The following is a 26,059-nucleotide window of genomic DNA, read 5'->3' as shown; positions in this document are numbered from 1 at the left end:
AACCCAATCTTAACCCTGCTGCATGTATGGTATTTCTATGGTGTCATTACACCCTTGGAGACATAATGAATTCACCCATTTCGATTAAAACACAGGCATTAAACCTACATTTACGTTCATTAAAATTTACTAAGCACAAAAGGTTGGCTTGTGCCTATCTAGCATTGGCAATCGTGCCATTTGTTATTGCCCAGTTATTGGGTATGGAATTTACTGGTGTCTATAGCAGTGTGCTAGGTGCCGTTAATTTAATTGCAATGATGGTTTTCTTTATGCAATTTCCGCTAGCTGGACGGCTAAAGTATTTGCCATTATTTGCCAACATAGACTGGGGGATCACCAAGCATAAACAGTTAGGTAAATATCTCGGTATTTTCTTCTTCTTACATCCCATATTAATTGTATTACCCAAAGGCTTTATTTCTATAGATGACTTGTGGTTAAGCATTGTCAGTGTGGTGACGTCACCAAATATGTTAACAGGAATAATAGCTTGGTTAACAATGGCGGTTTGGGTATTAATGTCGATTTATAAAGACAAGCTAAATCTACGCTATGAGACTTGGCGTTTATTGCATGTTATTGGTTTTGCAATTATTGCTACGTTGGCGACACTGCATGTGACAACCATTGGAAGTCATGGACAATTTAACCATGCATTCAATATCACTTGGTGGTCTTTGTACTGTGTGTCGATGGCATTGTTAATTTATAACTACTTCATTAAGCCACGTAATATTAAAAAGCATCCTTACGCCATTAATGCACTTGAAAAAATCAGTGAGTGTGATTGGAAACTGAGTATTAAATCCAAAACAGCGCAATCATTAAATTATCAAGCAGGTCAGTTTGTGTGGATTAACACCAGTGGTAATCCATATAACTTGGAACAACATCCTTTTTCGATAGTAACCGCTTCTCAACAACACAAAATGATATCGTTTATTATTAGAGAGTTAGGCGACTACACTTCATCATTAAGCCAACTTGAATTAGGTGCAACTGTTTATATTGATGGTCCTTACGGCAATATGACACTTGAGCAAGCTAATTTAACGAGAGGAATAACGTTAATTGCTGGGGGGGCAGGTATTGCGCCCATACTAGGTTTATTACGTCAACTAGCAGAACAACATGATCCCCGTCCAATTAGACTTATTTACGCTAATCATACACTCGATCGTATGGTCTGTTTATATGAGCTAATAGCACTTGAACAAACCATGGTCGATTTTAAGCTGAAATTAGTGTGTGAACATATTGAAAATAACGATCTTTTGAGTGGTCGTCATTTAGTGAAAGGATTTATTGATTTACAGCAGATTGCTGCCAGTGTCACTACTCAATTAGAAACACAATGGACATTTTATGTATGTGGCCCCGAATCAATGTTAACGGCGACGACTGGTCATTTTAAGCAACTGGGTGTGGCAAATAATCAAATCCATTTTGAACAACTTGCATTTTAATTAGGAGCAAAAGATGCCTATTAAGCAAATATCTGGCTGCATTGGTTGCGAGGCTTGTGTCAAAAGTTGTCCAACTGATGTTATTCATATGAATAAAGAAACAAACAAAGCTGAAATACGTTACCCGGAAGATTGTCAGATCTGTCATTTATGCAGATTATATTGTCCTGTTGGTGCAATCACTATCACCCCGGATAAAAGTATTCCTGTCATGGTGTCTTGGAGGTAATGATGAAACCTGAACAAACTTTATCTCGTCGTCAATTTATCGGCATAGCAGGCGGCATAGCCGGAGCTGCAGCATTCGCTAGTATTCCGTTTGATGCGCCCGCACAAGAGAATAAACCTAAGATAAACAGCAAAGACTTTACTGTCGATAATCGTGAGCTTGATGTGCTAATTATTGGTGGTGGCATGGCAGGGTTATTTGCTGCAGTAAAAGCCCATGATGCAGGTTCGAAAACCCTAATAGTATCCAAAGGGCGAGTCGGTAGCTCAGGGTTAACGCCTTTCGCAAAAGGAATTTTTAGTTACGATAAAGACAATGCCATCATGAGTATTGATGAATTTGTTGCCCAAGTAACAGAATCTGCCATTCAGACTAATAATCCGGTATTTACTCGGCAATTGGCTGAGCATTCTTATGCTCGAGTACAAGAGCTCAAGGCATGGGGATTCTTTGATTCACCACTTTATCATCACAGTTTTATGAAGCCCCTCAACGAACGTAATATTCCCGTTGAGGAACGTATCATGATCACTCACTTGTTAAAGCAAGATGGTAGGGTTGTAGGCGCCTCAGGTTTTAGTTTAGATGAATTAAAAATCGTTCATTATCATGCCAAAACAGTGGTCTTGTGTACCGGGTCGGGTGGATTCAAACCCAGTGGATTTCCAGTATGTGATTTAACCCATGACGGCACCATTATGGCTTATAAAATTGGCGCTAAAGTGACGGGTAAAGAATGGAACGATGGACATCCCGGTTCGGCTAAGAATTCAGGTTCTTGTTACGACAATTGGCATGGTCAAATTGAAGAAAAACCATCAGTTACAGCGGCTGAAATTCATCATGACTTGGGTGTCGATATGAATTATCAAGCTTATACTCAGGGGGCTCCGGTAATGATGATGCCACCACAGCATGCAGGAAAGAGTGAACAAAACCAGGCAGCTAAACTTGACTCATTTCCAGCAGGTCCATTTGTACCAGATGTATTTAAACGTTCAGGACCACCACCACGTCCACAAGAAGAAGGCTTTATAAGAACGTTAATTTCAGGTAAAGGTCACTCAGGTCCTCCGGGGATGGGAGGCAATCAAGTAGGTGGTTCAAGTGCAGGTATGGCAATTCATAAATCAGAAGGATTGGTGCCAATTAATGAGCAAGGGTTATCCACTATACCCGGATTATATGCTGCTGGTGATGCTTTAGGTTCATATATGTCTGGCGGTATTTATACACAAATTGGTTCATCTCTTTCAGGTTCGGCCGTGCAGGGCGCTATTGCGGGTGAAGCGGCAGCTAAAGACAGTTTAAATATCAAAGGAAAACTAACGGTTTCTGAAGCATATTTAGCTTTAGTTAACCAGCAGATACTCGAACCATTGACGCGTAAACGGGGTTATAGCCCCGCGTGGGTAACCCAAGTATTACAAGGCGTGATGATCCCTAATTTTGTGCTTTATATTAAAAAGGAACGCATGATGCAAGCAGCATTGGCCTATGTAGAAGAGCTCAATGAACATCATGTTCCGATGCTCATGGCTGATGATCTCCATGCGCTGCGTTTGGCTCATGAAACTGAAAACATGATTGTTACCGCAGAAATGAAACTCAAGGCATCAATTATGCGTACAGAAAGTCGTTGCAGTCATTATCGTTTAGATTACCCAGACGTTGATTATGAAAACTGGCAAGCATGGATCAATATCTCTAAAGATACCAATGGCAATATGCGATTAGAAAAGCAACACTTTGATAGCTGGCCAAACTTTAGTTAAATGAGTAGCTGAGTTAATAACAAACAGCCGACTCAAGGAGTCGGCTGTTTCATTATGGTCAGTCCTAGTAATAACGACTTATAGTACAGCAGCTATCGATTTAGCAAGGTAATCAACGTTTGCTTCACTAATACCGGCAATACTGATGCGGCTTGAACCGACCATATAGACGCTATATTGCTGTTTCAATGCGGCAACTTGTTGTGGGTTAACACCTAGAAATGAAAACATACCTTTTTGATGAGCGATAAAACTAAAGTCGCGGTCAACACCATTGGCGGCTAATTGCTCAACCAACATAGTGCGGTTACCGTTAATACGATCTCGCATCACTTTAAGCTCATCTAACCATTGTTGCTTAAGCGCTGGCGTCCCTAAAATGGTTTCAACAATCGCAGCGCCATGAGCAGGTGGCATTGAATAAATACAGCGCACTACATACAACAATACTGATAGTACGACATCTGCCGTTGCACTGTCTTTAGCTACAATAGAGCAAGCACCAATACGTTCGCGGTATAAGCCGAAGTTTTTGGAACAAGAGCTACATAAAATCATGTTTTCAACTGATGCGGCCATTTGGCGAACACCATAAGCATCTTCATCAACACCATCGCCAAAACCTTGGTAAGCCATGTCAATTAATGGTGTGAAACCTTGCTTAGCCGTTATCTTAACGACTTCATCCCACTGCTCAGGGGTTAAATCCATACCACTAGGGTTATGGCAACAAGCATGCAATAACACCACATCATCTTTACCAATGGTATTTAACGCCGCCATCATCTGTTCAAATTTGAGAGTTTTAGTATTGTAGTCGTAATATGGATAGGTTCTAACCGTAATACCAGCAGCCTCAAATAAACCTGTGTGATTTGCCCAAGTTGGATCGCTCACCCATAACACCGCATTAGGATTACAACGTTTAATAAAGTCTGCTGCAACACGCAGGGCACCTGTTCCACCAGGGGTAGACACTGTACGCACTCGGTTAGCCAGTAATGCTGTGTGGCTAGCACCAAAGGCTAATTCACCCATTAACTGGTTAAACGATGCTGAACCCGTAGGGCCGATGTAGACTTTGGTTGTTTCTGTGTCTAAACGAATTTTTTCAGCTGCTTTAACGCAATCTAAAATGGGCGTATGGCCAACAGGGTCTTTGTAAACGCCGACACCTAAATCGACTTTATTTGGGTGACTGTCTTCACGATATTGAGTTAGCAGACCTAAAATAGGATCAGCAGGTAAGGCTGTTAGGGTATTGAACATGAATAGAACCTTATATTAGCTATTTGCCCTAAGCATAACGTGCTTTAAACAAAGAGATAAAGTCATAATTGATCGCTATCTCAATTAATTGAATATTGAGATTTTTTCATCTGCAAAGTTTACTGAACGGACAAATAATACTGTCATATCGATAAATTATCTGCTGTAATGGTGCTCCATTACATTGTTTTGCTCTGTTCTTAACGAGTAAACGAGTATTAGCAGGTGTAAATGGCAATAAAATGAATTATTGGTACTAGCAATAATCGTCATTATCCGTATTCTGTTAGCCTGTAATGGTAATAATTAATTAACAATTACCAAGTTAACCCCTGTAATGAATTTGTTCCACTTGATTTACGCTGTCTGGCAATAAATGAGTGATGTTAACCACCAAGATTAAAACGAACTTAATCTTTAGCAAAAAGAAGAAAGCGAATGAAGCAACTGCGTCTTAATCCTGTTACTTGTATAGATGGCGAAATTAATATTCCCGGATCTAAAAGTATTTCAAACCGTGCATTATTATTAGCGACACTTGCCAAAGGCAGCACCACACTTACAAACTTGCTCGATTCAGATGATATTCGTTATATGTTGGCATCGCTTAAGCAACTGGGTATTAACTATAAGTTAAGTGATGATAAGACAGTGTGTACTGTTGAGGGGAATGCAGGGCCAATTTCATCGGATGCTGCGCAAAGTTTGTTTTTAGGCAATGCCGGTACTGCAATGCGTCCATTGTGTGCAGCCTTAACGTTAGGGCAAGGAGAGTTTACCTTAACTGGCGAGCCACGAATGGAAGAACGTCCGATTGGCGATTTAGTCGATGCACTTCGTCAATTAGGCGCAGATGTGACTTACCTTAAAAATGACGGTTTTCCACCATTAACAATTAAGGCCACTGGACTTAATGGCGGCGATGTCGAAATTGCTGGTGATTTATCAAGCCAGTTTTTAACGGCACTGCTAATGGTCGCGCCGCTGACTAAAGACAGCGTCAATATTAAGATCAAAGGTGAACTTGTTTCCAAACCTTATATTGATATCACCATCGCGTTAATGAAACAGTTTGGTGTTGAAGTGATTAATCATCAATATCAACGATTCGAAATTAAAGCCGGCCAACAATATGTATCACCTGGAAAAGTGCTTGTGGAAGGTGATGCATCATCTGCATCATATTTTCTTGCCGCAGGAGCTATCCAAGGTGGTGAAGTTAAAGTAACGGGCGTGGGCCGCTTAAGCATTCAAGGCGATGTAAAGTTTGCAGATGCCTTGGCGCAAATGGGGGCTGACATAGAGTGGGGTGATGATTTCATTATTGCCAGAAAATCGAATCTTAGTGCCATTGAAATGGACATGAATCATATTCCAGATGCAGCAATGACCATTGCAACAGCGGCATTATTTGCTAAAGGCACTACAAAACTGACCAATATCTACAATTGGCGTATTAAAGAAACCGACCGTTTAGCCGCTATGGCCACTGAATTACGTAAAGTAGGCGCGATTGTTGAGGAAGGCTACGATTACATTACCATCACACCACCTGAAGCATTAAATACTGCGGCGATTGACACCTACAATGATCATCGTATGGCGATGTGTTTCTCATTAATGGTATTTGCTGATTGTGGCATCACTATCAATGATCCTGACTGTACGTCTAAAACATTCCCAGATTACTTTGACCAATTTTTACAGTTGGCTAAATAACACCGTATAGCTATAGTCAAATTGGCCCTTTTGCATATAAGGTATGTGTAAAAGGACGATCTTGATTTTAATAACTGAAAATTCATCAGTAATTAACATTTTTTTGTTATACAATGCGCGCGCTTATTTTGACGAACCCTTTATCTTTTTCAGGGACGATAGATTATTTTCGGAGGAACTTATGTCAGAACGATCTCCAGTGATCACAGTTGATGGCCCTAGCGGTGCAGGGAAAGGGACAATCTGCCAATTATTGGCGCAGCATTTAGGTTGGCATTTATTAGACAGTGGTGCAATTTATCGTGTTTTAGCCTTAGCCGCTATTCATCATGATGTTGAACTAGAAAACGAAGAAGCACTGACGTTATTAGCTGCACATCTTGATGTTCAATTTTTGACTGGCACTGAGAAAGATGCGATTAAAGTGATTCTTGAGGGTGAAGATGTCACCACGACGATTCGTACCCAAGAATGCTCAAATGCGGCATCCTTAGTGGCCGCGTTACCGCGTGTACGTGAGGCATTATTACGTCGCCAACGGGCTTTTTGTGTCAAACCTGGTTTAGTCGCTGACGGACGCGATATGGGTACGGTGGTTTTTTCTAAAGCACCGGTAAAAATATTTTTAACTGCATCTGCTGAAGAACGGGCTCAAAGACGCTATAATCAGTTGCAGGACAAGGGCTTCGATGTTAAAATCGATCGCCTTTTAGCTGAAATTATTGAACGAGACGACCGCGACATCAATCGCGCCGCTTCGCCATTAGTCCCAGCTGATGACGCTCTTGTTATTGATACAAGTGGTGTAGGTATAGATGATGTATTAAAGCAGGTGCTTGAATACGTTAAACAAAAAATTACTGTTACGTAGACGAATTGTCGTTTATTGTGCAGTAGGTATTCGTGTTAAGGATGACATGAATAATATTACTAGACTCCACATCTAGGATGGATGGTGGTTTTAAATATGAAGTAACCTAAAACATGACTGAATCTTTTGCTGATCTATTTGAACAATCCCTTGAAACTTTAGAGTTCCGTCCAGGTTCTATCGTCCGTGGTACAGTTGTTGCCATTGAAAACGGTATGGTACTTGTTGACGCTGGTCTTAAGTCTGAAAGCCCAATCAATGCTGACGAATTCAAAAACGCACAAGGTGTTTTAGAAATTCAAGTTGGTGATGAAGTTGACGTAGCCCTTGACTCTGTTGAAGATGGCTTCGGTGAGACTCAATTGTCTCGCGAAAAAGCTAAGCGTCATGAAGCTTGGATTGTTCTAGAAAAAGCGTACGAAGATGCTGAAACTGTAATCGGTATCATTAATGGTAAAGTTAAAGGCGGTTTCACTGTTGAATTAAACGGTATCCGTGCCTTCTTACCAGGTTCTCTAGTTGATGTGCGCCCAGTTCGCGACACCGCTCACTTAGAGTACAAAGAATTAGAATTCAAAGTTATCAAGCTTGACCAGAAGCGTAACAACGTTGTTGTTTCTCGTCGTGCAGTTATCGAATCTGAAAGCAGTGCTGAACGTGATACTCTTCTTGAGAATCTACAAGAAGGCCAAGCTGTTAAAGGTATCGTTAAAAACCTTACTGACTACGGTGCATTCGTAGACTTAGGTGGTGTTGACGGTCTTTTACATATCACTGATATGGCTTGGAAACGTGTTAAGCACCCATCAGAAATCGTTAATGTTGGTGACGAAATCAACGTTAAAGTACTTAAATATGACCGTGAGCGTACTCGCGTATCACTAGGTCTTAAGCAACTTGGCGAAGATCCATGGTTAGAAATCAGCAAGCGTTACCCAGAAAGCACTAAGCTTACTGGTCGCGTAACAAACTTAACTGACTACGGTTGCTTCGTCGAAATCGAAGAAGGCGTTGAAGGTTTAGTACACGTTTCTGAAATGGATTGGACTAACAAAAACATTCACCCATCTAAAGTTGTTAACTTAGGTGATGAAGTTGAAGTGTTAGTACTAGACATCGATGAAGAACGTCGTCGTATTTCTCTAGGCCTTAAACAGTGTAAAGTTAACCCATGGGATGACTTCGCAACTAAGTTTAACAAAGGCGACAAAGTATCTGGTAAGATCAAGTCAATCACTGACTTCGGTATCTTTATCGGTCTTGACGGTGGAATCGATGGTCTTGTTCACTTATCTGACATTTCTTGGAACGGTACTGGCGAAGACGCAGTTTCTGAATACAAGAAAGGCGACGAAATCCATGCAGTGGTTCTTTCAGTAGACCCAGAGCGTGAGCGCATCAGTTTAGGTGTTAAGCAAACTGAAGATGATCCATTCAACGCATACTTAGCTGACAAGAAGAAAGGCACCGTAGTTCACGGTACTGTTTCTGCTGTTGACGCAAAAGGTGTTACAGTTGAATTAGCAGAAACAGTTGAAGGCTACATTCGTGTTGCTGACATCTCTGCAGATCGTATCGAAGATGCATCTACTGTATACTCAGTAGGCGATGCAATCGAAGCTAAGTTCATGGGTGTAGATCGTAAGAATCGTTCTATCAGCTTATCTATCAAAGCGAAAGATGAAGCTGAACAGAAAGAAGCGATTGCTACTTTGAACAAGCAAGACGAAGTTGTAATGAGCAGCGCAATGGCTGAAGCATTTAAAGCAGCTCGTAAGTAATCGAAGATCGTCTGTTGTATGGGGACGTGGTCCCCATTAGGCGACTGTGTTTGGCTTGATAATATGGAATAGCTAAGATGACAAAATCTGAACTTATCGAAAAACTTGCCACTAGGCAGTCGCAACTGTCGGCGAAAGAAGTGGAAAGTGCAATCAAAGAAATGTTGGAGCAAATGGCAACAACATTAGAAAGCGGTGATCGTATCGAAATCCGTGGATTTGGTAGTTTTTCACTTCACTATCGTGCACCGCGTATGGGCCGTAATCCAAAAACAGGAACCTCTGTTGACTTGGAAGGCAAATATGTACCGCACTTTAAGCCAGGCAAAGAACTGCGCGAACGTGTCGATGCTGTTAATCTTTGATTAACGCTTTAAAAAAAGCCTCCTTTTGGAGGCTTTTTTGTATCTAATGTCAGTCAATGCTGGTCAGCTCAGTAAAATTCTTGGATAATCATTATATTGATGCGCCTGTATGGAGAATAGCGTGAGATCATTTATTGCAATTATATTAGTAGGATTGTTATTTGTTTTAGCATTATTATTTGGTGCTAAAAATGAACAAGTGGTTACCTTAAGTTACTTTATTGCCGAAGGGCAGTATCGGTTACCTGTGGTACTAGCAGTGGTCTTTTTCAGCGGTTTTATCATCAGCTGGATATTTGCCTGTTATCACATCATTAAGCTCAAACTTGCTTTACGTAAAAGTAACAAAGCGTTGAAAAAGCTTACCGCTGCTGACACAACAAGCGTTGCAGTAACGCCTAAGGACCAAGCCGCCTAGTATGCTAGAAATCTTGTTCTTGTTATTGCCTATCGCTGCCGGTTATGGATGGTACATGGGACGACGCAGTATTCGTCATAACGATAGCCAGCATAGTAAAAAGTTAAGCCGAGATTATTTTACTGGGCTTAATTTTTTATTGTCGAACGAGTCTGATAAAGCGGTCGATCTATTTATAAGTATGCTTGATGTTGATGATGAAACTATCGACACTCATTTATCGTTAGGGTCACTCTTTCGCAAGCGTGGTGAAGTAGACCGCTCAATCCGTATTCATCAAAACTTGATTGCTAGGCCGAGTTTGACCAATGAGCAGCGTGATATAGCCATGATGGAGTTGGGTAAAGATTATATGGCTGCAGGTTTTTACGACCGAGCCGAAGAGATTTTTATTAATTTAGTCAGTCAAGATGACCACAGTGAAGAAGCTGAAACACAACTTCTGTTAATCTACCAAGTGACTAAAGAGTGGCAAAGTGCCATCGATATTACTAAACGATTACCTCGGAAACGCCAGCAAGTGCTCAAATGCACCACGGCACATTTTTATTGCCAACTTGCTGATGAAGCTAATGACGATGCAGATAAAATTAAAAAGCTGCAGCAAGCCATTAAGCAAGACTCTCAATGCGGCCGAGCTTGGTTAACCTTAGCTAAAATTTATCTCGATGCCGGCCAATTTGATTTATGTAAACAAGCGTTACAACAACTCAAAGTGGCTGACATTGACTTATTTGCTGATGGTGTTTCAATTGCGAAACAAGTCTATAGAGACACTCAAGACCCCGATGGTTTTCACGAGCTGCTTGCCAAAGCAATTGCAGATGGTGCGGGTGCCAGTGTGGTTGTGGCTCTCGCTGAACACAAAATAAGCCTTAATCAACATCAAAGTGCCGAAACCATGATGCTGGATAACCTCTATCGTCATCCTACAATGAAGGGTTTTCAGCACTTAATGAAATTACATATTAAACAAGCTGAAGATGGGCAGGCGAAACAAAGTTTATCTATGCTAGAACAGCTGGTAGAACAACAAATTAAATTTCGCCCTAGTTATCGCTGTACTGCCTGCGGTTTTCCGTCTCATGGTTTATATTGGCATTGTCCATCATGTAAACAATGGGGCAGTATCAAGCGTATCAAAGGGCTTGATGGTGAATAACGTCATCATCGCACTCACGACACTATAATAAATGTACTTATACAAGCTATTGCCGCTGGAGTCCTAATGACTGATAAATCCATTGTAGTTGCCCTCGACTATGACAATAAAAATGATGCATTAACCTTTATTGATAAACTAGACCCAGACATGTGTCGTTTAAAAATCGGCAAAGAGATGTTTACGTTATTCGGACCTGAACTGGTTAACGATATCCACAGTCGTAATTTTGATTTGTTTCTCGATTTAAAGTTTCATGATATTCCCAATACGGTCGCCAAAGCCGTTGCTGCGGCTGCCGATTTAGGCGTGTGGATGACCAATGTCCATGCCAGCGGTGGATTAAGCATGATGCAAGCAGCCAAGAAGGCGTTAGAACCGTTTGGTAAAGACGCACCATTATTGATTGCTGTTACTGTATTAACCTCAATGTCTGATGAAGACTTAGCATTACTCGGTATCAATGTGCCAGCCTTTGAGCATGTATTACGCTTAGCAAAGTTAACTCATCAAGCAGGCCTTGATGGTGTGGTTTGTTCTGCACAAGAGGCTAAGTTACTTAAATCATCATTTGGCAAAGACTTTATGTTAGTCACACCGGGTATTCGCCCCGCAGGCAGTGATGCGGGTGATCAACATCGAGTGATGACACCATCACAAGCTATTGCAGCAGGATCAGATTATTTGGTGATTGGACGACCAATTACTCAAGCTACCGATCCATTAGCAGCACTTAAGGCTATTTATCAATCACTGCATGTTTGATTTGTTATCGCGGTAGTGGCTTTGACTCAGTCATGGTACTTAGTCAATCTACACTACAAGGGTAACTCTTTTACATTAACCAAAATCACACAGAAATAAGGGATGACGATGTTTGATGTTAAAGGGTTTGATTACACAGGTAAAAATGTTGTTGTGGTTGGCGGTACATCCGGTATTAATCTTCAAGTTGCCATTCAATTTGCTAAAGCCGGAGCCAATGTTGTCGTCGCGAGTCGCAGTATTGATAAGGTCAATGCCGCGGTTGAATTACTGATTCAAGCTAATCCGAATGCCAAGCATTTAGGTGTTAGTTTTGATGTGCGTGACAATGATGCCTTAACCGTCGGTTTTGCCAAAATTGCAGATGTTTACGGTCATATTGATGTGTTACTGAGTGGTGCAGCGGGTAACTTTCCGGCCAGTGCAGCAAAGCTGTCGAACAATGGTTTCAAATCGGTCATTGATATTGATTTAATTGGCAGTTTTCAAGTGTTGAAACAGGCTTATCCATTGTTATCACGTCCTAATGCCAGCATTATTCAAATTTCAGCACCGCAAGCGTATATCGCGATGCCGTTACAAGTGCATGTTTGCGCCGCTAAAGCCGGCGTCGATATGTTAACTCGTACATTAGCACTAGAGTGGGGCGTTGAAGGGATACGAATTAACTCTATCGTACCAGGACCAATTGCCGATACTGAAGGCTTTAACCGCTTAGCCCCCAGCGATGAACTCCAACAGCGGGTGGCAAATAGTGTGCCGTTAAAACGTAATGGTAAAGGTCAAGATATTGCCAATGCAGCCTTGTTCCTAGCATCAGATATGGCATCCTACATTACTGGAGTTGTGTTGCCGGTTGACGGTGGTTGGTCATTAGGTGGAGCCAGTATTGCAATGACAGAATTAGGCGAGATAGCCGCCAAGCACGGTTTATAAAAATCGATAAAATTAAAGGTAAATACCATGGCAAATGCATTACAAGATCAACTGCTTAAAGCAGGTCTTGCCAGTAAACAAAAAGTACGGGACGCAAAGACACAAAAGCGTCGTGACAAAAAAGCTAAAGTTGATGACGGTAGTTCTGAGCTTAAGCAACAAATCGCTGAGCAAAAATTAATGCAAGCGAAAAAAGATAAGGCATTGAATGAACAGCGCTTTGCTGAAGCATCAGAAAAAGGTCAAGTGCGAGGTTTAATCAGCGAGTTTTCGAAGTTTGCGATTACAGTAGCGAAAGATGCCGAGCTTAAGTTTAACTTCACGTTAGAAAATAAGATTTATTCGGTTTATATTACCGATAAAATTCAAGCTGATTTACTTAATGGCAGTTTAGGGATAGTCCGTTATGAAGATAAAACCTACATCGTGCCACATAAGCTCGCAGAACGAGTTAAGCTACTTGTTCCACAATGGTGTGGTTATTTGTGGGATAAAGAGGCGAAAGATTCTGTTGCGCAAGTGAGTGATGAAAACGATCCATATGCAGATTACGCGATCCCAGATGATTTAATGTGGTAATCATTGTGTGCAATAAAAAACCTCTTTTATAGAGGTTTTTTATTGCATTATTATCGATGACCGTTCATCTATAGTTGGTAAATTATTTAGCTGTTAATGCAAATACTTGCTGGCAATAGGCTAAGTGATGGCGGATGACATCTAAAAACTGTGATGCTTGGTAATCGACTAGGTACCAATAACTGGTGTTATTTTGTGGGTCTTCATTGTAAAACAATGCTTCAGCGGTGAGTAAGTCTTCTTGGCTTGCATAAGACAGCCAATGCACGCTAGGTAAATTACTTAACGCGGCCAATAGTGCATATTGCATATCCAGGTTAATAGGGCGCTCGGTTGTGACTTGCAAGGCTAAGGTTTGTGCTGTAGAAAACTTAATGTTATTTGGTTTTTGCTCTCGTTGTCGAACTAGATCACTCAGTAACACTTCAAATGGATTGATATCAGGCATTTCTAAACTGGCATCAAGTTCAACTTGCATTGTAGCTTCATTAATCAATAATTCAGGCCACATAATATTGTCATTAGTTAATTGCAGCCCTAATGCAAGACGACGCTCTCCTAACCAGTTATGCACCATACAGGGTAAATAATCACCAGCAGACATGTCTTGTGATCGTTGCAATGACGGCAGCAACGACATCCGTTGTACATTAACGTGTTTAGCCACAATCGACATTAAAAAAAGGGTGACTAAACCTGATGATGGCCAACAATTTAATTGTTTTTTCAGTGTATTCGCTACTTGTGTGAGTAACAATACTAGTTGCGTGTCATCTAGGCTATTCCTGACTGTAAAGGCATCAGCTGAGCCAGCATAAGGGCCATTACAGATGTTGATAACATTATCGTCATCATGCTGTGTGCCATTAAAAATAAAGCTATGGCCAATTTTTGCAGGTTGCCAATCACCATGGGCGTTACCAATGATGGTCACTTCTTGGTACGACTCAGTCGCAGTGGTTAAGGGAATTGCTGAGTCATTTGTTGTGTGCATTACGTTTAGTTCGCTTTTATCTAAAATAGGAGGAAGACCATTACATTGTTCATCTTAGTAGGTGACAACTCAATGAGCATAAAATAATTGTAACTCATTGATACTGTGATAGGTCGATATTCTTTATAAAAGTACTTTTGTCTGTAGTGAGGTCAAAATTAGGTTAAAAAACCTTTTCTTTTTGTGACACTTTAGTATAAATTAAAACACCTGTTTTAATTATTTGTTTAAGAGACTCTTATGAACCCATACCAAGCCCCGTTAAAGGACATGCAATTCTTGTTGGAACAGGTATTTGATGCCAAATCAACGTGGGAGCAACTTCCTGCCATGGCTGATGCTGTTGATATGGATACTGCATTAGCTATTTTAGATGAAGCGAATAAGATCAGCCGTGATCTACTTCACCCTTTAAACCGCAGCGGCGATGAGCAAGGTGTAGTTCATAAAGGCAATGACATTATTACACCGGATGGCTTTAAAGAAGCGTATCAACAGTTTTCAGAAGGCGGTTGGGTAGGGCTTTGTGGGGAAGCTGACTTTGGTGGCATGGGAATGCCTAAAATGCTTGGTGTATTAGTGGATGAAATGAGCTACAGCGCATGTAATTCGTTTACGTTATACAATTCCCTGACTGCTGGTGCAGCATTATGTATTAATGCACATGCAAATGACGAATTAAAGCAAACCTATTTACCTAATTTATATTCTGGCCAATGGGCTGGTGCAATGGACATGACCGAGCCACACGCAGGTTCAGACTTAAAAGGTATCCGTACCAAAGCTGAACCACTTGATGATGGTAGTTATTCTATAACCGGTAACAAGATTTTTATTACTGGCGGCGACCATGATTTAACTGAAAACGTGATCCATTTAGTATTGGCAAAATTACCGGGTTCAAAAGGTATTTCTTTATTTATCGTACCTAAATTCAACGTAAATGCAGACGGTAGCCTAGGCGAGTCTAATGGCGTTACAGTAGGTTCTATCGAACATAAAATGGGACTTAAAGCCTCAGCTACCTGTGTCATGAATTATGACAATGCCAAAGGCTTTTTAGTGGGTCAGCCTGATCGTGGTTTAGTGTGTATGTTCACTATGATGAACTACGAACGTTTAGCCATTGGTTTACAAGGCTTAGGTAACGCACAAGCGGCTTATCAAATGGCCAGTGATTATGCTAAAGAGCGTTTACAAGGCGTTGCTGCTGCAGGCTCTGCAACGGGTGCAACGTCCGATCCTATTATTGTGCATGGCGATGTCCGCCGCATGTTATTAACGATCCGTGCAATGACGGAAGCGGGTCGTGCATTATCTGTTTATACAGGTAAACAGTTAGATTTGGCAAAATACGCCAGTGGAGATGTACAAACAAAAGCGGCAAGATATGTAGGTTTATTAACGCCAGTATCCAAAGCATTTTTAACTGACCGAGGTCTCGATGCCACAGTTATGGCTCAGCAAGTGTTTGGCGGTCATGGTTATATTCGCGAAACCGGTATCGAGCAGTTTGTGCGTGATACTCGTATTGCACAAATTTACGAAGGCACTAACGGTATTCAAGCAATCGACTTTTTAGGCCGTAAAATTACTTACGATAATGTGGCCACCTTGACTGAATTTGTTGCTGAAGTGAATGCGAGCCTTGCTGAATTAACTCAAGCTAATGCTGAACATAAAGCCGCAGTCAGCCAAGTGTTTGCAGAATTGCTGACTACGGCTAACTACATCAATGATAACAAGAAAGCCCAACCTGCATTAGTGAACGCTTGTGCGGTCGACTTCTTAGATGCCTTTGGTTATGCCTTGTACGGTTACTTCTGGCTGTTGATGGCCGACAAAGCGTCAAGCCATGAAGATACAACCTTTGCTGCGCAAAAGCAGTTTGTGGCCGATTTCTACATGGACAAGCTATTATCAAAATCTCAATATCATTTATCACAAGTTAATCAGGGTGATAAGTCTATTATGGCGATGCCAGCTGAGATGTTCTAAGTAATAATTTACCCAATAGAATGACTTAAGATTTTGTAGTAATAAAAAAGCCTTCCATCGGAAGGCTTTTTTATTGAAATTTTACTCTGAAGAAAATGATAAGCTTAAGTGATGTTCAACTAATATAGCACTGCCTTGATATAAGGTTGTGTATTACTTACCATTAATTATTCAAGAAAAAAGTTTATCTATTACGCTTCCAATAAATAAACAATACCATTGCGACTAACGCAATGGCTGGTACTAATTGATATAAATGATGAAACAGTCCAACACCACCATGTCCCTCATGTGCCATAGCAAGAGATGGAATAGTGGCTAAAATAAAGGCAAGAGATAAGTATTTCATGGTGTGGTCCTTTTTGTTGTGTTCGCTTTTATTGTATTTACTTGCGTAGAGTACAATTTTTGTTGTTAATCTAGCTTAGTGTGTAATGTCTTTAAATTGGTTAATTTAACGGTTTATGTATCCAACACCAATTGCATCAGCATCATGTCTTCGCCATCAGTCACTAAGGTATTATTACTGCCACAAGCAGAACAGATAATCGTACGTTCATTGACTTGAGATTCAGTATTACAGTCTCGGCATTGCAACACTAATGGTTGAATGTTGAGAATCAATTTGGCGTTATGGCATATAGTCTCAAGCTTAAAAGTCTCAAATGCTTGCGACAGTAATGCTGGTTCGACGCCACTTAATATGCCTATTTTCAGTTGTACTTGTTCTATGCCTTTGGCCTGATGTTCTAAAGCCAGTGATTCGCATTGTTCCATCAATGACATAACAATCGAATATTCGTGCATTAACAAATCCTCGGCAGTAGCTCACCTTGAGGTAAATCTAAATATCGTCTGCTACCCCAGGGAGTATTTAAAATGACTTTTCCTGGTTGTTGTTCGGTGACTTCACCAATAATTGCTGCCATTTCACAGTGACCATAAAGTTGCATCACTTCAATAGCGCCTTTTGCAATCGACATTGGTAGTGCCAGGACAAAGGTTCCTTCGTTTGCTAAATCATAAGGTTCAAAACCAAATAACTCACATAATCCTTTGACCTCATTGCTTACAGGAATTGCAGCTTCATCAATAGTAATTCCCACATTTGAAGCAATCGCCCACTCGTTTAATACAGCTGAAATGCCGCCACGTGTGGCATCGCGCATAGCATGGATCTTGACATTGGCAGCCAGTAGTTGCTCTACAATTGGCCATAATGTATCGCAGTCGCTGCACAGTGATGACTCAAGCGTCAGGCCATCACGAGCCATTAAAATGGCTGCGCCATGTCGACCAATATCTCTAGACACAATAATGGCGTCACCACGTTGCAAGTTAGACGCTGAAATGTCGGGATTTAAAATACGCCCGACACCAGAAGTATTGATAAATATGCCATCGGCACAGCCTTTAGGCACGACTTTGGTGTCACCACAAACTATTCTGGCGCCAGACTTATGTAACTCCTCTGCCATGCTGTTAACAATGGTGGTTAAGTCCTCAAGTGGGAAACCTTCTTCAATAATAAAGCTACAGCTGAGATATTCTGGTTGAGCGGCCATCATGGCTAAATCATTTACGGTACCTGCTATGGCTAATTTACCAATATCACCACCAGCAAAAAATAACGGCGAAACGGTAAATGAGTCAGTAGTAAAGGCAATATGACCGCACATGTTTAACTTGGCAGCATCTTCTTGGGAGGCCAAAATTGGGTTATTAAATGCTTTAAAAAACAGATCAGTAATTAACTGATTCATTTCTTTACCACCACCACCGTGGCTAAGTTGAATGGTTTTTTTAGTTGGCATTATTCACTTCTCCATAACGGTAGTAGGCATTACACGCACCTTCAGAACTCACCATACAGCTACCCAGCGGCGACTGCGGTGAACAACCTCGACCAAAAACTTTACAATCTTTTGGATTTGCTAATCCACGTAAAATGTCACCACACATGCAGGCTTTATGATCGTCTATTTCTACCGTTGGTAATATGTGAGCATAAATACGTTCAGCATCGCGATGTTGATATTCAGGACGCAGTGTGAGTGCTGAATTGGCAATAGGCCCGAGTCCACGCCATCGGAAGCTATCGCGAACCATAAAATATTTATCGACTAATTGTTGAGCTGCAATATTGCCCTCGTAACTCACCGAGCGGCTATATTGATTATCAAGCTCAGCTTTGCCTGCGACCTTCTGCCGGACAATACGTAAAATAGATTCCATAACATCGACAGGTTCAAATCCTGACACCACAACGGGTGTTTTGTATTTATCAACAGTGGATTGGTAAATTTTAGATCCACTAATTACGCTAACATGTGCAGGACCAATAAACGCATTCACTTTACTGCGACTATCAGACATCACCACATCAATGGCCGGAGGAACAAGCACATGGTTTATATGAAATAAAATATTATCTATATTTTGTGCTTCTGCTTGCGCCAATAATGCCGCAGTCATTGGGGTAGAGGTTTCAAACCCTATAGCGAAGAAAATAACCGTTTTATCAGGATTGTCACGTGCAATGGCTAATGTATCTAATGGATCGTATATTGGTCGAATATCACAGCCTTCCGATCTAAATTGCGCCAAACTACCTTTCGAACCCGGTACTCTTATCATGTCACCTAACGTCACCAAAATAGTGTCAGTTTGCGAAGCAAGAACAGCAGCATGATCAATCCGTTCTTTTGGCATAACACAAACAGGACAACCTGGGCCATGAATAAAGTGAATATTACTGGGTAATAACTGCAATATTCCGTATTTCATAATGGTGTGAGTATGACCACCACACACTTCCATAATGTTAATTTGTTGGGTCGTTTTTGCCGCTTGTTGAGCAATTAATTGTGCCAAATGACGGATTGTCTGAGGATCGCGAAATCCTTGGTAAAAGTCATTAAGACTTATCATTGCTCAGTCTCCAATTCCATTTGAGCAACGATTTGTTGATATAATTCGAGGCTTTCTTGTGCATCTTTGTGATCAATTTTATTCATCACAAAGCCAATGTGAATCAACACAAAGTCGCCAATCTGTAGCGGATCGGTTATTAAATGACAGCTAACACGGCGCTTAACACCAAGCGTGTCAACTGTAACCGTTACATCATCATGAATTTCAACTACTTTCGAGGGGACGGATAAACACATCGTTAATATTCCTTGTGTTCATCAAACCAATTAGCCAAGGTTTTCATTGAATCAGGATTTTTCACCGATACAACTAATAATTCAACATTAGGATTGAGTTTACTTAACTGAGCTTTAGCTTCATCAATACTAAAATCAAAGTGAGGTAATAAGTCTGATTTGGTAATAACCACTAAATCTGCTCGGCGAAACATCACCGGATATTTTTCAATTTTGTCATCACCTTCAGGTACCGATAACAAGACAATATTTTTATGGGTACCGACGTCATAACTGGCAGGACACACCAAGTTGCCGACGTTTTCTACAAAGCAAATGTCAACATCATCTAGATTGATATGATGCAGTGCGCCATGAACCATAAAAGCATCAAGATGGCAGGCTGACCCCGTTTGAATCTGAAAAGCATCAATGCCTTTAGCTTTTAAACGGTCGGCGTCGCGAGAGGTTTCAAGATCGCCTTCAATGACGGCATAGCGTGCATTCAAATATTCGTGCAAACATTCTAATAGGCTGGTTTTACCACTACCAGGACTGCTCATAAGGTTAAAGGCACTAACATGATGTGCCGCAAAATGATCGCGATTATGCTGCGCTTCTACGTCATTTTTATCTAATATTTTATGAATAACCGCTAAGGTCTTTTTGTCGTTAAGCTGAGGATTACTATGAAGAGTATGGTCATGATCATGGGTAATTGAGCAGCCGCAATCTTTACACATATTATTTTCCTTAACCTTGTCATTATGTCTATTTAGCAGTGTCTGTTATATAAGGTATAGATTCTTTGATACATATCAGTTTTTGCTTTAAACACTGTGAACTAACTTGTTATTATTCATTCATGTGATCAATATCTCACTAGGTCATAGTGATAAACTTATCGAAAATTTAAATGTAACACCATGATTAATAGCTTTATTATTTTTATAAAACCACCTTGATACATTAAGTCATGTGATGAATAGCAAACCATAACTGTCCTAGTGCAATACCACCGTCATTAATCGGCACATTACCACTGGCTAAATACTCTCGCTGACCAAGATGGCAATCGTCGATACACTGGCTGAGTAAGGTTTTATTTTGGAATACACCACCACAATATACTTGCGGTAAATACGAATACTGTTGGCCAATATCATTGAGTTGCTGGCCAATCAGGTTAATAAATTGCCAACAAAGCTGCTGCTTAATCAGCGGATTTTGAGCGTTGTTTACTGCACAATTTACTAACTGAGTGATAAAGTCACTGCTGTGCCATTGGATAGGATCTGTCGAATCTGCTGCTAATCTGTTAATTCTTATTGCTAAGGATGACTGAATTGGATGTGTAGCATAAGCATTTGCTGCAGACTCAATCATCATGCCCGCTTGGCCTTCGTACTGCGAACTTCCAATAAAGTCTAATGCTACGGCAAGTGCATCAAATAAACGTCCAACAGAGCGGCATTCAACACAATGGCTGTTGTTGCGCCATAATTGATATAAATTAGTGATGGTTTGCGTCCCTAATGCCTGAATCGCTGCAATAGGTATTGTTATTACTTTTGCTAGAGGCATTTGATCAAACAATAATGCCAGCAGGATCCTTACAGGGTGTTTAATGGCTTGCTCACCGCCAATTAATTTAAATGAGCTAAAGTGCGCCAGCGTGGTAAATCCGTTGATATCAGCTAACATCACTTCGCTACCCCATAATGCGCCGTTATCACCTAGCCCTGTACCATCAAAACTGAATCCTAAAACCTTATCTGTACGTTGATGAATGGCCAGAATCGATAACACATGGGCAAAATGATGTTGTACGCCAATAATATGAGAAGAGGGTATTTGATGCTGTTTTTGGTAATTATCGACCCATTGAGTTGGCGCGTATTGCGGATGATTATCATGGGCAATATAGTTGGGAGTAAAGTCATACAAACGCTTAAATGTGGCTAAACTTTGGCTAAAATATTGTTGCGCTTCAACACTAAATAAATCACCAATGTGTGGTGATAGAATTAGATTGTTGTCAAAACCGAATGCGACGGTATTTTTTTGTTGTGCACCAACCGCCAAAACCCTGTTTTGCGAGTCAGTAAGCATTGGCGAGTGAAGATTAATGGTTAACGGCGCGTAACCGCGGGCTAATCGAATGACTTGCAATTGGTCGTTAATTACTTGTACTACACTGTCATCACAAGCATTAAAAATCGGTCTATTATGGTCGAGTATGCCATCTATTACATGACCTAAATGTTGCACTATAGCTGTTTTATTGGTGATGATGGGCTCGCCACTCAGATTGGCACTGGTTGCGACAATCGGTTTGTTAAGTTGTTTCATCAATAAATGATGCAAAGGGGTATAAGGTAAAAATACTCCAAGTCTATCGATATCGGGTGCTAACAAAGAGCTCAACTGGATATCGCCGTTATGCTGACCATTAACATTAATGTTATTATTAACCCGTTTTTGCATCAAGGTAATGGGTTTTTCTGCACTGGTTAATGTTCGCCATTCTGCATCCGTACCACTGACACACAATTGTGCTTGGGCTAAGTCTGTCACCATAATGGCAAACGGCTTGGCGGGGCGTTGTTTGCGTTGGCGCAGTGTTTCAACGGCATCGTTATTGGTGGCGTCGCACACTAAATGGAATCCACCTAATCCTTTAATGGCGACTATGCCGCCACGGTTTATCATTTCAACAGCTTGCTCTAATGCGACTAACATCGATGAATCATAAAGAAATTCATTATTATCATTAATAGAACTAAATGATAATTGCGGTCCACAATGTGGACAACTGATAGGCTGAGCATGATAGCGGCGATTCAGTGGGTCAGTATAAGCAGCATGGCAGTCATCACACATTTCAAAATCAGCCATGGCAGTATTGCATCTGTCGTATGGCAGGGCATTGATAATGGTGTAGCGCGGACCGCAATTGGTGCAATTGGTAAAAGGATATTGGTAGTGGCGATTATGTGGGTCGTCAATATCATTGTGGCAATCGTGGCAAATACTCATGTCGGCAGAAATGGCCACTTTGGCATGTTCGCCGGCAGTGGGTTCACTGTCGATAATACTAAAACAGGTCATTGAGCTTAAATGAGCTTGATGAGTTAATTCTATCGCATCAATCCGTGCTAATGGCGGTGGCAATTGAGTCAAGGTATCAACAAATTCATCGATAAGATCACCGCGGCCTTGTAACACTATGGTCACCCCGAGATGATTATTGAGCACACTACCCACTAAATTTAATTGATGTGCAAGACGAAATACAAAGGGGCGGAATCCGACCCCTTGTACAATACCTTTAACAATAATGGTAACGTGTTGTAATGGCTTCATTAAGACTCAATCCCACCCAAATAAGCAACAGCTGATATACCATACGATACTTTTTATCCGCGGCGCTGTTTGAGATATAGACCACCTATTGCGATATTAACGCCATCAAAATCCAATAAAGGATTTACCACCAGCGGATAGTTTTTACCAATACGTAATTGCACTCGCTCGGTTAACACCGGATTAGCAAACTCATTGCCAGCAATCACCAATTGTTTTACACCAATATTTTGATCTAAATGTTCTACCCAATGACTTAAATAGTCGGCAAATGAATCATGAAATGCGAATGCAAGTTTGGCTAAATTGGTTTCACCTGCAAGTTTAAAGCTCATTAAGGTCCCTAAGGTTTTACACCAATTGAGGCCTCGATGCGCCATACCTTTAGTCAGTGGAAAGTCAATTCGTGGCGCATTATTGCCATGATGTGACATCGCCAATGCGATAAATTTATCTGCAAGTTCTGTCACTGTTACTCGTTGAGCTGTCTCTACGGGGTAGGCACCAATAATCAGAGTTGCAACGGCCATTAATTGTGCCAAGGAGCCGTCATCTTCATGAATGTGCATATCCAATAATTGATTATATTCAGCTGGAAATTGTTGTTTAAATTTATCCAAAATATTTTTTTGCGGCGATTCTGTCAAACTGTGACAAATACCATAACCTGAGGAAGGTAACTTAGGCATTTCAAAAAATAATTCAGCCTCACTATTACCATCAACAGTCACAATTTGGCAGGTATTTTTATGGTTAAAATAAAATACTGCTGCATGTTTTACAAATTGCGGTTTACGGTGATGTTCACTTGGATCAGACCTTAATACCGCGGCATTTAAGGCGCATAAGCTCGCCGATATATCGTGGCTGGAATAACTTAAAGGCTTCACCGGATTCTTAGCTGCATTGAGTGATGTTGGGTCGATAGGATTAACTTGCCAGTTAATTGTCGCTTTGCTGTTTTTAGCCGTAAATGAATAATGGTCATCTTGATAATGACTGATGTCGTGTACACAAGTCTCGTTAGTAGGTAACGGGATCAAACCACTGTCTAGGGTGGTAATAGGCATCCAATGCTGATTAATACTTGCCAAGCGTAAGGGCCTATCAACTAAATCGCTTTTGCTCGCATTTGGGTTGATCTCAGTGGTGACATATAACCAATTGATCCCTTTTTGGCGGAGGACTTCAGCCAATATCACTAACAAACGATTTTGCGCAAATTGTATCTCATAAAGCGGTGCCGTTAGACAAGGATGATCGCTACTCGGTCTCACTCTCAATAATGGCTTCTCAATGCTAGATAAGGCCAATACTTGGCTATCATTGACGATAAAGTGGCTATTAAGTGAATTTGGATTACAAATCAAAATACGTGGACGTTGATATTGAACCGTTTGATTTAGATCCGCTTTTGATGTCGCCGCTTGATTATCTAACACTAAGGGGGGGGGGTTAACCACAAGGTGGTGCCGATAACAGGCAGAGCTAACGATTTATCGGTAAATAATCTATCTGCCAGTGCCATAATATCGTGGCGTGTTAACGACTTTAGTTCACGACATAGTTTGTTATGTCCCTTACAGTGTTCGCATTGCAGGTTGATATCAGCAAATAAAGATTGTTGGTTATCGCCGAATATTGGTTGGCAATGTTGACAAAAATACAGTGGTAAATCGGAATTATTGTTTTTAAGGTCCAGTGGTTTTCGTTGCCCGCTATGTTGTTCAATGCTTTGGATATGCGTGTCTAATAACCACACCGATAATAAAAAATCACTGGCAATATCATCAGCTAATTCTTCTAACTGAGCTTGTGTTGCAAAAGCTTCGATAAAATAACGAATTTTACTGGTTTGAGGGTACAACTCAGAACCAATACTAATGTTGAGTTCAGTGCGATCAAGATATTGATTACATAAATACTCGTATAATGGAACGGGTCGTTGGCATATAAAATCAAATCGAATATTATGCATCGACATAGCAACCTCGCTTATAAGCGTCAGGGATTACCTGATCAATGGTTATATTATTCATAATCTGCTGGCTAAATCCTAAGTCAGTTAAATGTGATAACAGTGTGTGTTCCATCACCGGAATGGCGGCATGTAAATTTGGCGTGAGCCCTAAAATCATGGGTTCAATTACTGTAGGAGTAACACCTAAAACAAATGTTTGAGGTCTATCGCCAACAATGTCCATCATGTTGAGTGTTTGCAGCATTTCTACTTCATGCGCACTGCCTTGCCAATCAATTTCAGCAGGGGCATCATCAAAATCAAAAAAGTACACTTCGCCAGGCTCAGCATCAATACTATTGACTGTGTCGACCACAATTAAATAATCGTATTGGCTAATCATCGGAATAAGACCTTGGGCTAGGGTGCCACCGTCGACAATATCGACCTGGTCTGTTTGATGGCTAAATTGGTATTTATCTTTGATATAATTGACAAAATGTACGCCGATTCCTTCATCGGCGTACAATACATTGCCTATACCTAACAGCAATATTTTTTTCACTAGAATCCATTCATCCTATTTATGTACTTTGTGATAATCATAACCAGTCACAATGGTATCGACTGAATTATGTCTAAAGCGAATACCAGACCACACCGCCATATACATATGGATCAACAAAAAGATAATGAAGGCCCAAGTTAAATAATGGTGAATGATCCGCAAAGGTGCTAAACCACCAAATAACCACGTTATCCATGCTGCACTATCACTTAGTAATCCACCAACACCTAAGTGATACACATTGGCGTAAAGTGCTAAACCGGTAATACAGGCAAGTAATGCAATTAATGAAATAACAGCATAAGTCATAAACTGCAATGGTCCGTAGGCGCCAGCTTTATCTAAATTCCCCATCCAAAAATAAGATTTTACTTGGGCAATCCAGCTATGCAGATTCAATACATCTCTAAATGACCGTCTTTCATTATTCCTATGACTAAAGAAAAACAAGTAAGCGCGCACTAAAGTGATAGCGGTCAGTACAAATCCACAAATTAAATGTGCAAAGCGGATCCAACCTTGAAGTAATACATCGGTACTATCTGGCGCCACTAAAAATGGCCACGAGATATAAAACCCAGTGATCACCAAGATCACAATGGTCAAGGCCCGCGTCCAGTGAAATATTCGTATCGCTGGAGTAAATTCAAGCTCGCGAATGTGGGTTGCAATATGTTCCATACTTT

General features: G+C 40.8%; 26 protein-coding genes. 13 read left to right on the top strand and 13 right to left on the bottom strand.

The features are described 5' to 3' along the window. Positions 1–65 precede the first annotated feature (65 nt). Genes FCN25_RS20705 through FCN25_RS20695 form a run of 3 tightly spaced genes read left to right on the top strand, consistent with a single transcriptional unit; the run spans position 66 to position 3,473 of the window. Positions 66–1,469: a ferric reductase-like transmembrane domain-containing protein gene (locus FCN25_RS20705; protein ID WP_175405914.1), complete on the top strand. Its 1,404-nt coding sequence runs from the start codon at positions 66–68 to the stop codon at positions 1,467–1,469. Positions 1,470–1,482: 13 nt separating this feature from the next. Next, the gene (locus tag FCN25_RS20700) at positions 1,483–1,698 is read left to right on the top strand and encodes a ferredoxin family protein (RefSeq protein ID WP_137227248.1); all 216 of its coding nucleotides are present in this window, start codon (positions 1,483–1,485) and stop codon (positions 1,696–1,698) included. Beyond that, the gene (locus FCN25_RS20695) at positions 1,698–3,473 is read left to right on the top strand and encodes an FAD-binding protein (protein ID WP_137227247.1); all 1,776 of its coding nucleotides are present in this window, start codon (positions 1,698–1,700) and stop codon (positions 3,471–3,473) included. The genes FCN25_RS20700 and FCN25_RS20695 overlap by 1 nt, the downstream gene beginning before the upstream one ends. A gap of 78 nt (positions 3,474–3,551) precedes the next feature. On the opposite strand, the gene FCN25_RS20690 is transcribed toward FCN25_RS20695, so the two are convergent. Beyond that, positions 3,552–4,742, bottom strand: coding sequence for an amino acid aminotransferase (locus FCN25_RS20690; RefSeq protein WP_137227246.1), 1,191 nt, complete (start codon positions 4,740–4,742; stop codon positions 3,552–3,554). Positions 4,743–5,180: 438 nt separating this feature from the next. On the opposite strand from FCN25_RS20690, the gene aroA reads away from it, so the two are divergent. The 9 genes from aroA (at position 5,181) to FCN25_RS20645 (ending at position 13,338) form a co-directional block, all read left to right on the top strand. Further along, a complete protein-coding gene (aroA, locus tag FCN25_RS20685) occupies positions 5,181–6,461 on the top strand; it encodes a 3-phosphoshikimate 1-carboxyvinyltransferase (RefSeq protein ID WP_137227245.1) in 1,281 nt (426 codons plus the stop codon). A 181-nt stretch (positions 6,462–6,642) separates the two neighbouring features. Further along, positions 6,643–7,332, top strand: coding sequence for a (d)CMP kinase (gene cmk / locus FCN25_RS20680; protein WP_137227244.1), 690 nt, complete (start codon positions 6,643–6,645; stop codon positions 7,330–7,332). A 113-nt stretch (positions 7,333–7,445) separates the two neighbouring features. Then, positions 7,446–9,113, top strand: a complete 1,668-nt coding sequence (rpsA, locus tag FCN25_RS20675; protein WP_137227243.1) for a 30S ribosomal protein S1 — start codon at positions 7,446–7,448, stop codon at positions 9,111–9,113. Between the two features lie 77 nt (positions 9,114–9,190). Then, positions 9,191–9,478, top strand: coding sequence for an integration host factor subunit beta (ihfB, locus tag FCN25_RS20670; RefSeq protein ID WP_137227242.1), 288 nt, complete (start codon positions 9,191–9,193; stop codon positions 9,476–9,478). A 121-nt stretch (positions 9,479–9,599) separates the two neighbouring features. After that, positions 9,600–9,896 carry a LapA family protein gene (locus tag FCN25_RS20665; RefSeq protein ID WP_137227241.1) on the top strand — a complete coding sequence of 99 codons (297 nt, stop codon included), beginning with the start codon at positions 9,600–9,602 and terminating at the stop codon, positions 9,894–9,896. A gap of 1 nt (position 9,897) precedes the next feature. Continuing rightward, the gene (lapB, locus tag FCN25_RS20660) at positions 9,898–11,058 is read left to right on the top strand and encodes a lipopolysaccharide assembly protein LapB (RefSeq protein ID WP_137227240.1); all 1,161 of its coding nucleotides are present in this window, start codon (positions 9,898–9,900) and stop codon (positions 11,056–11,058) included. A gap of 66 nt (positions 11,059–11,124) precedes the next feature. Next, on the top strand, positions 11,125–11,823 hold the full coding sequence (pyrF, locus tag FCN25_RS20655) for an orotidine-5'-phosphate decarboxylase (RefSeq protein ID WP_137227239.1): 699 nt from the start codon (positions 11,125–11,127) through the stop codon (positions 11,821–11,823). Between the two features lie 108 nt (positions 11,824–11,931). Then, on the top strand, positions 11,932–12,759 hold the full coding sequence (locus FCN25_RS20650; protein ID WP_137227238.1) for an SDR family oxidoreductase: 828 nt from the start codon (positions 11,932–11,934) through the stop codon (positions 12,757–12,759). A gap of 27 nt (positions 12,760–12,786) precedes the next feature. Then, positions 12,787–13,338, top strand: a complete 552-nt coding sequence (locus tag FCN25_RS20645) for a DUF2058 domain-containing protein (protein WP_137227237.1) — start codon at positions 12,787–12,789, stop codon at positions 13,336–13,338. An 82-nt stretch (positions 13,339–13,420) separates the two neighbouring features. Here FCN25_RS20645 and FCN25_RS20640 read toward each other — a convergent pair whose 3' ends face one another. Then, positions 13,421–14,332, bottom strand: a complete 912-nt coding sequence (locus FCN25_RS20640) for a hypothetical protein (protein WP_137227236.1) — start codon at positions 14,330–14,332, stop codon at positions 13,421–13,423. Between the two features lie 240 nt (positions 14,333–14,572). Between FCN25_RS20640 and FCN25_RS20635 the strand changes: the two genes are divergently transcribed. Next, positions 14,573–16,330 (top strand): acyl-CoA dehydrogenase, encoded by a 1,758-nt coding sequence (locus FCN25_RS20635; RefSeq protein WP_137227235.1) that lies wholly within the window; start codon positions 14,573–14,575, stop codon positions 16,328–16,330. Between the two features lie 184 nt (positions 16,331–16,514). Here FCN25_RS20635 and FCN25_RS20985 read toward each other — a convergent pair whose 3' ends face one another. The 11 genes from FCN25_RS20985 to cybH form a co-directional block, all read right to left on the bottom strand. After that, the gene (locus FCN25_RS20985; RefSeq protein WP_167496002.1) at positions 16,515–16,679 is read right to left on the bottom strand and encodes a hypothetical protein; all 165 of its coding nucleotides are present in this window, start codon (positions 16,677–16,679) and stop codon (positions 16,515–16,517) included. Between the two features lie 113 nt (positions 16,680–16,792). Continuing rightward, on the bottom strand, positions 16,793–17,137 hold the full coding sequence (locus tag FCN25_RS20630; RefSeq protein WP_137227234.1) for a hydrogenase maturation nickel metallochaperone HypA: 345 nt from the start codon (positions 17,135–17,137) through the stop codon (positions 16,793–16,795). After that, entirely contained in the window at positions 17,137–18,144 is a 1,008-nt protein-coding gene (gene hypE / locus FCN25_RS20625) for a hydrogenase expression/formation protein HypE (RefSeq protein WP_137227233.1), read from the bottom strand. Before hypE ends, FCN25_RS20630 begins: the two co-directional genes overlap by 1 nt. Further along, on the bottom strand, positions 18,134–19,261 hold the full coding sequence (gene hypD, locus FCN25_RS20620; protein WP_137227232.1) for a hydrogenase formation protein HypD: 1,128 nt from the start codon (positions 19,259–19,261) through the stop codon (positions 18,134–18,136). The genes hypE and hypD overlap by 11 nt, the downstream gene beginning before the upstream one ends. After that, positions 19,258–19,500: a HypC/HybG/HupF family hydrogenase formation chaperone gene (locus FCN25_RS20615; RefSeq protein ID WP_137227231.1), complete on the bottom strand. Its 243-nt coding sequence runs from the start codon at positions 19,498–19,500 to the stop codon at positions 19,258–19,260. The genes hypD and FCN25_RS20615 overlap by 4 nt, the downstream gene beginning before the upstream one ends. 2 nt (positions 19,501–19,502) lie before the next feature. After that, positions 19,503–20,222 carry a hydrogenase nickel incorporation protein HypB gene (hypB, locus tag FCN25_RS20610; protein ID WP_137227230.1) on the bottom strand — a complete coding sequence of 240 codons (720 nt, stop codon included), beginning with the start codon at positions 20,220–20,222 and terminating at the stop codon, positions 19,503–19,505. 226 nt (positions 20,223–20,448) lie between these two features. Then, positions 20,449–22,845, bottom strand: a complete 2,397-nt coding sequence (gene hypF, locus FCN25_RS20605; protein ID WP_137227229.1) for a carbamoyltransferase HypF — start codon at positions 22,843–22,845, stop codon at positions 20,449–20,451. Between the two features lie 53 nt (positions 22,846–22,898). Further along, positions 22,899–24,308 carry a NiFe hydrogenase gene (locus tag FCN25_RS20600; protein ID WP_137227228.1) on the bottom strand — a complete coding sequence of 470 codons (1,410 nt, stop codon included), beginning with the start codon at positions 24,306–24,308 and terminating at the stop codon, positions 22,899–22,901. Further along, entirely contained in the window at positions 24,287–24,829 is a 543-nt protein-coding gene (locus FCN25_RS20595) for a hypothetical protein (RefSeq protein WP_137227227.1), read from the bottom strand. Before FCN25_RS20595 ends, FCN25_RS20600 begins: the two co-directional genes overlap by 22 nt. Continuing rightward, positions 24,816–25,370: a HyaD/HybD family hydrogenase maturation endopeptidase gene (locus tag FCN25_RS20590; RefSeq protein ID WP_137227226.1), complete on the bottom strand. Its 555-nt coding sequence runs from the start codon at positions 25,368–25,370 to the stop codon at positions 24,816–24,818. Before FCN25_RS20590 ends, FCN25_RS20595 begins: the two co-directional genes overlap by 14 nt. Positions 25,371–25,385: 15 nt before the next feature. After that, complete coding sequence (gene cybH / locus FCN25_RS20585) at positions 25,386–26,054, bottom strand: Ni/Fe-hydrogenase, b-type cytochrome subunit (protein WP_137227225.1); 669 nt, start codon at positions 26,052–26,054, stop codon at positions 25,386–25,388. Positions 26,055–26,059 lie beyond the last annotated feature (5 nt).

This window comes from Shewanella sp. MEBiC00475, assembly GCF_005234075.1.
GTDB classification, from domain to species: domain Bacteria; phylum Pseudomonadota; class Gammaproteobacteria; order Enterobacterales; family Shewanellaceae; genus Shewanella; species Shewanella polaris.
Note: the sequence above shows the minus strand (reverse complement) of the source record. Positions and strands in the feature narration are given on the sequence as shown.

Excerpts from the sequence above, each read along its gene's own strand:
- pyrF (WP_137227239.1), top strand. The coding sequence starts at position 11,125 with ATGACTGATAAATCCATTGTAGTTGCCCTCGACTATGACAATAAAAAT.
- hypF (WP_137227229.1), bottom strand. The coding sequence starts at position 22,845 with ATGAAGCCATTACAACACGTTACCATTATTGTTAAAGGTATTGTACAA.
- hypD (WP_137227232.1), bottom strand. The coding sequence starts at position 19,261 with ATGATAAGTCTTAATGACTTTTACCAAGGATTTCGCGATCCTCAGACA.
- FCN25_RS20650 (WP_137227238.1), top strand. The coding sequence starts at position 11,932 with ATGTTTGATGTTAAAGGGTTTGATTACACAGGTAAAAATGTTGTTGTG.
- FCN25_RS20705 (WP_175405914.1), top strand. The coding sequence starts at position 66 with ATGAATTCACCCATTTCGATTAAAACACAGGCATTAAACCTACATTTA.
- FCN25_RS20985 (WP_167496002.1), bottom strand. The coding sequence starts at position 16,679 with ATGAAATACTTATCTCTTGCCTTTATTTTAGCCACTATTCCATCTCTT.
- FCN25_RS20635 (WP_137227235.1), top strand. The coding sequence starts at position 14,573 with ATGAACCCATACCAAGCCCCGTTAAAGGACATGCAATTCTTGTTGGAA.
- hypE (WP_137227233.1), bottom strand. The coding sequence starts at position 18,144 with ATGCCAACTAAAAAAACCATTCAACTTAGCCACGGTGGTGGTGGTAAA.
- cybH (WP_137227225.1), bottom strand. The coding sequence starts at position 26,054 with ATGGAACATATTGCAACCCACATTCGCGAGCTTGAATTTACTCCAGCG.
- hypB (WP_137227230.1), bottom strand. The coding sequence starts at position 20,222 with ATGTGTAAAGATTGCGGCTGCTCAATTACCCATGATCATGACCATACT.
- rpsA (WP_137227243.1), top strand. The coding sequence starts at position 7,446 with ATGACTGAATCTTTTGCTGATCTATTTGAACAATCCCTTGAAACTTTA.
- FCN25_RS20695 (WP_137227247.1), top strand. The coding sequence starts at position 1,698 with ATGATGAAACCTGAACAAACTTTATCTCGTCGTCAATTTATCGGCATA.
- aroA (WP_137227245.1), top strand. The coding sequence starts at position 5,181 with ATGAAGCAACTGCGTCTTAATCCTGTTACTTGTATAGATGGCGAAATT.
- cmk (WP_137227244.1), top strand. The coding sequence starts at position 6,643 with ATGTCAGAACGATCTCCAGTGATCACAGTTGATGGCCCTAGCGGTGCA.
- FCN25_RS20645 (WP_137227237.1), top strand. The coding sequence starts at position 12,787 with ATGGCAAATGCATTACAAGATCAACTGCTTAAAGCAGGTCTTGCCAGT.
- FCN25_RS20595 (WP_137227227.1), bottom strand. The coding sequence starts at position 24,829 with ATGTCGATGCATAATATTCGATTTGATTTTATATGCCAACGACCCGTT.
- FCN25_RS20615 (WP_137227231.1), bottom strand. The coding sequence starts at position 19,500 with ATGTGTTTATCCGTCCCCTCGAAAGTAGTTGAAATTCATGATGATGTA.
- ihfB (WP_137227242.1), top strand. The coding sequence starts at position 9,191 with ATGACAAAATCTGAACTTATCGAAAAACTTGCCACTAGGCAGTCGCAA.
- FCN25_RS20630 (WP_137227234.1), bottom strand. The coding sequence starts at position 17,137 with ATGCACGAATATTCGATTGTTATGTCATTGATGGAACAATGCGAATCA.
- FCN25_RS20690 (WP_137227246.1), bottom strand. The coding sequence starts at position 4,742 with ATGTTCAATACCCTAACAGCCTTACCTGCTGATCCTATTTTAGGTCTG.
- FCN25_RS20640 (WP_137227236.1), bottom strand. The coding sequence starts at position 14,332 with ATGCACACAACAAATGACTCAGCAATTCCCTTAACCACTGCGACTGAG.
- FCN25_RS20700 (WP_137227248.1), top strand. The coding sequence starts at position 1,483 with ATGCCTATTAAGCAAATATCTGGCTGCATTGGTTGCGAGGCTTGTGTC.
- lapB (WP_137227240.1), top strand. The coding sequence starts at position 9,898 with ATGCTAGAAATCTTGTTCTTGTTATTGCCTATCGCTGCCGGTTATGGA.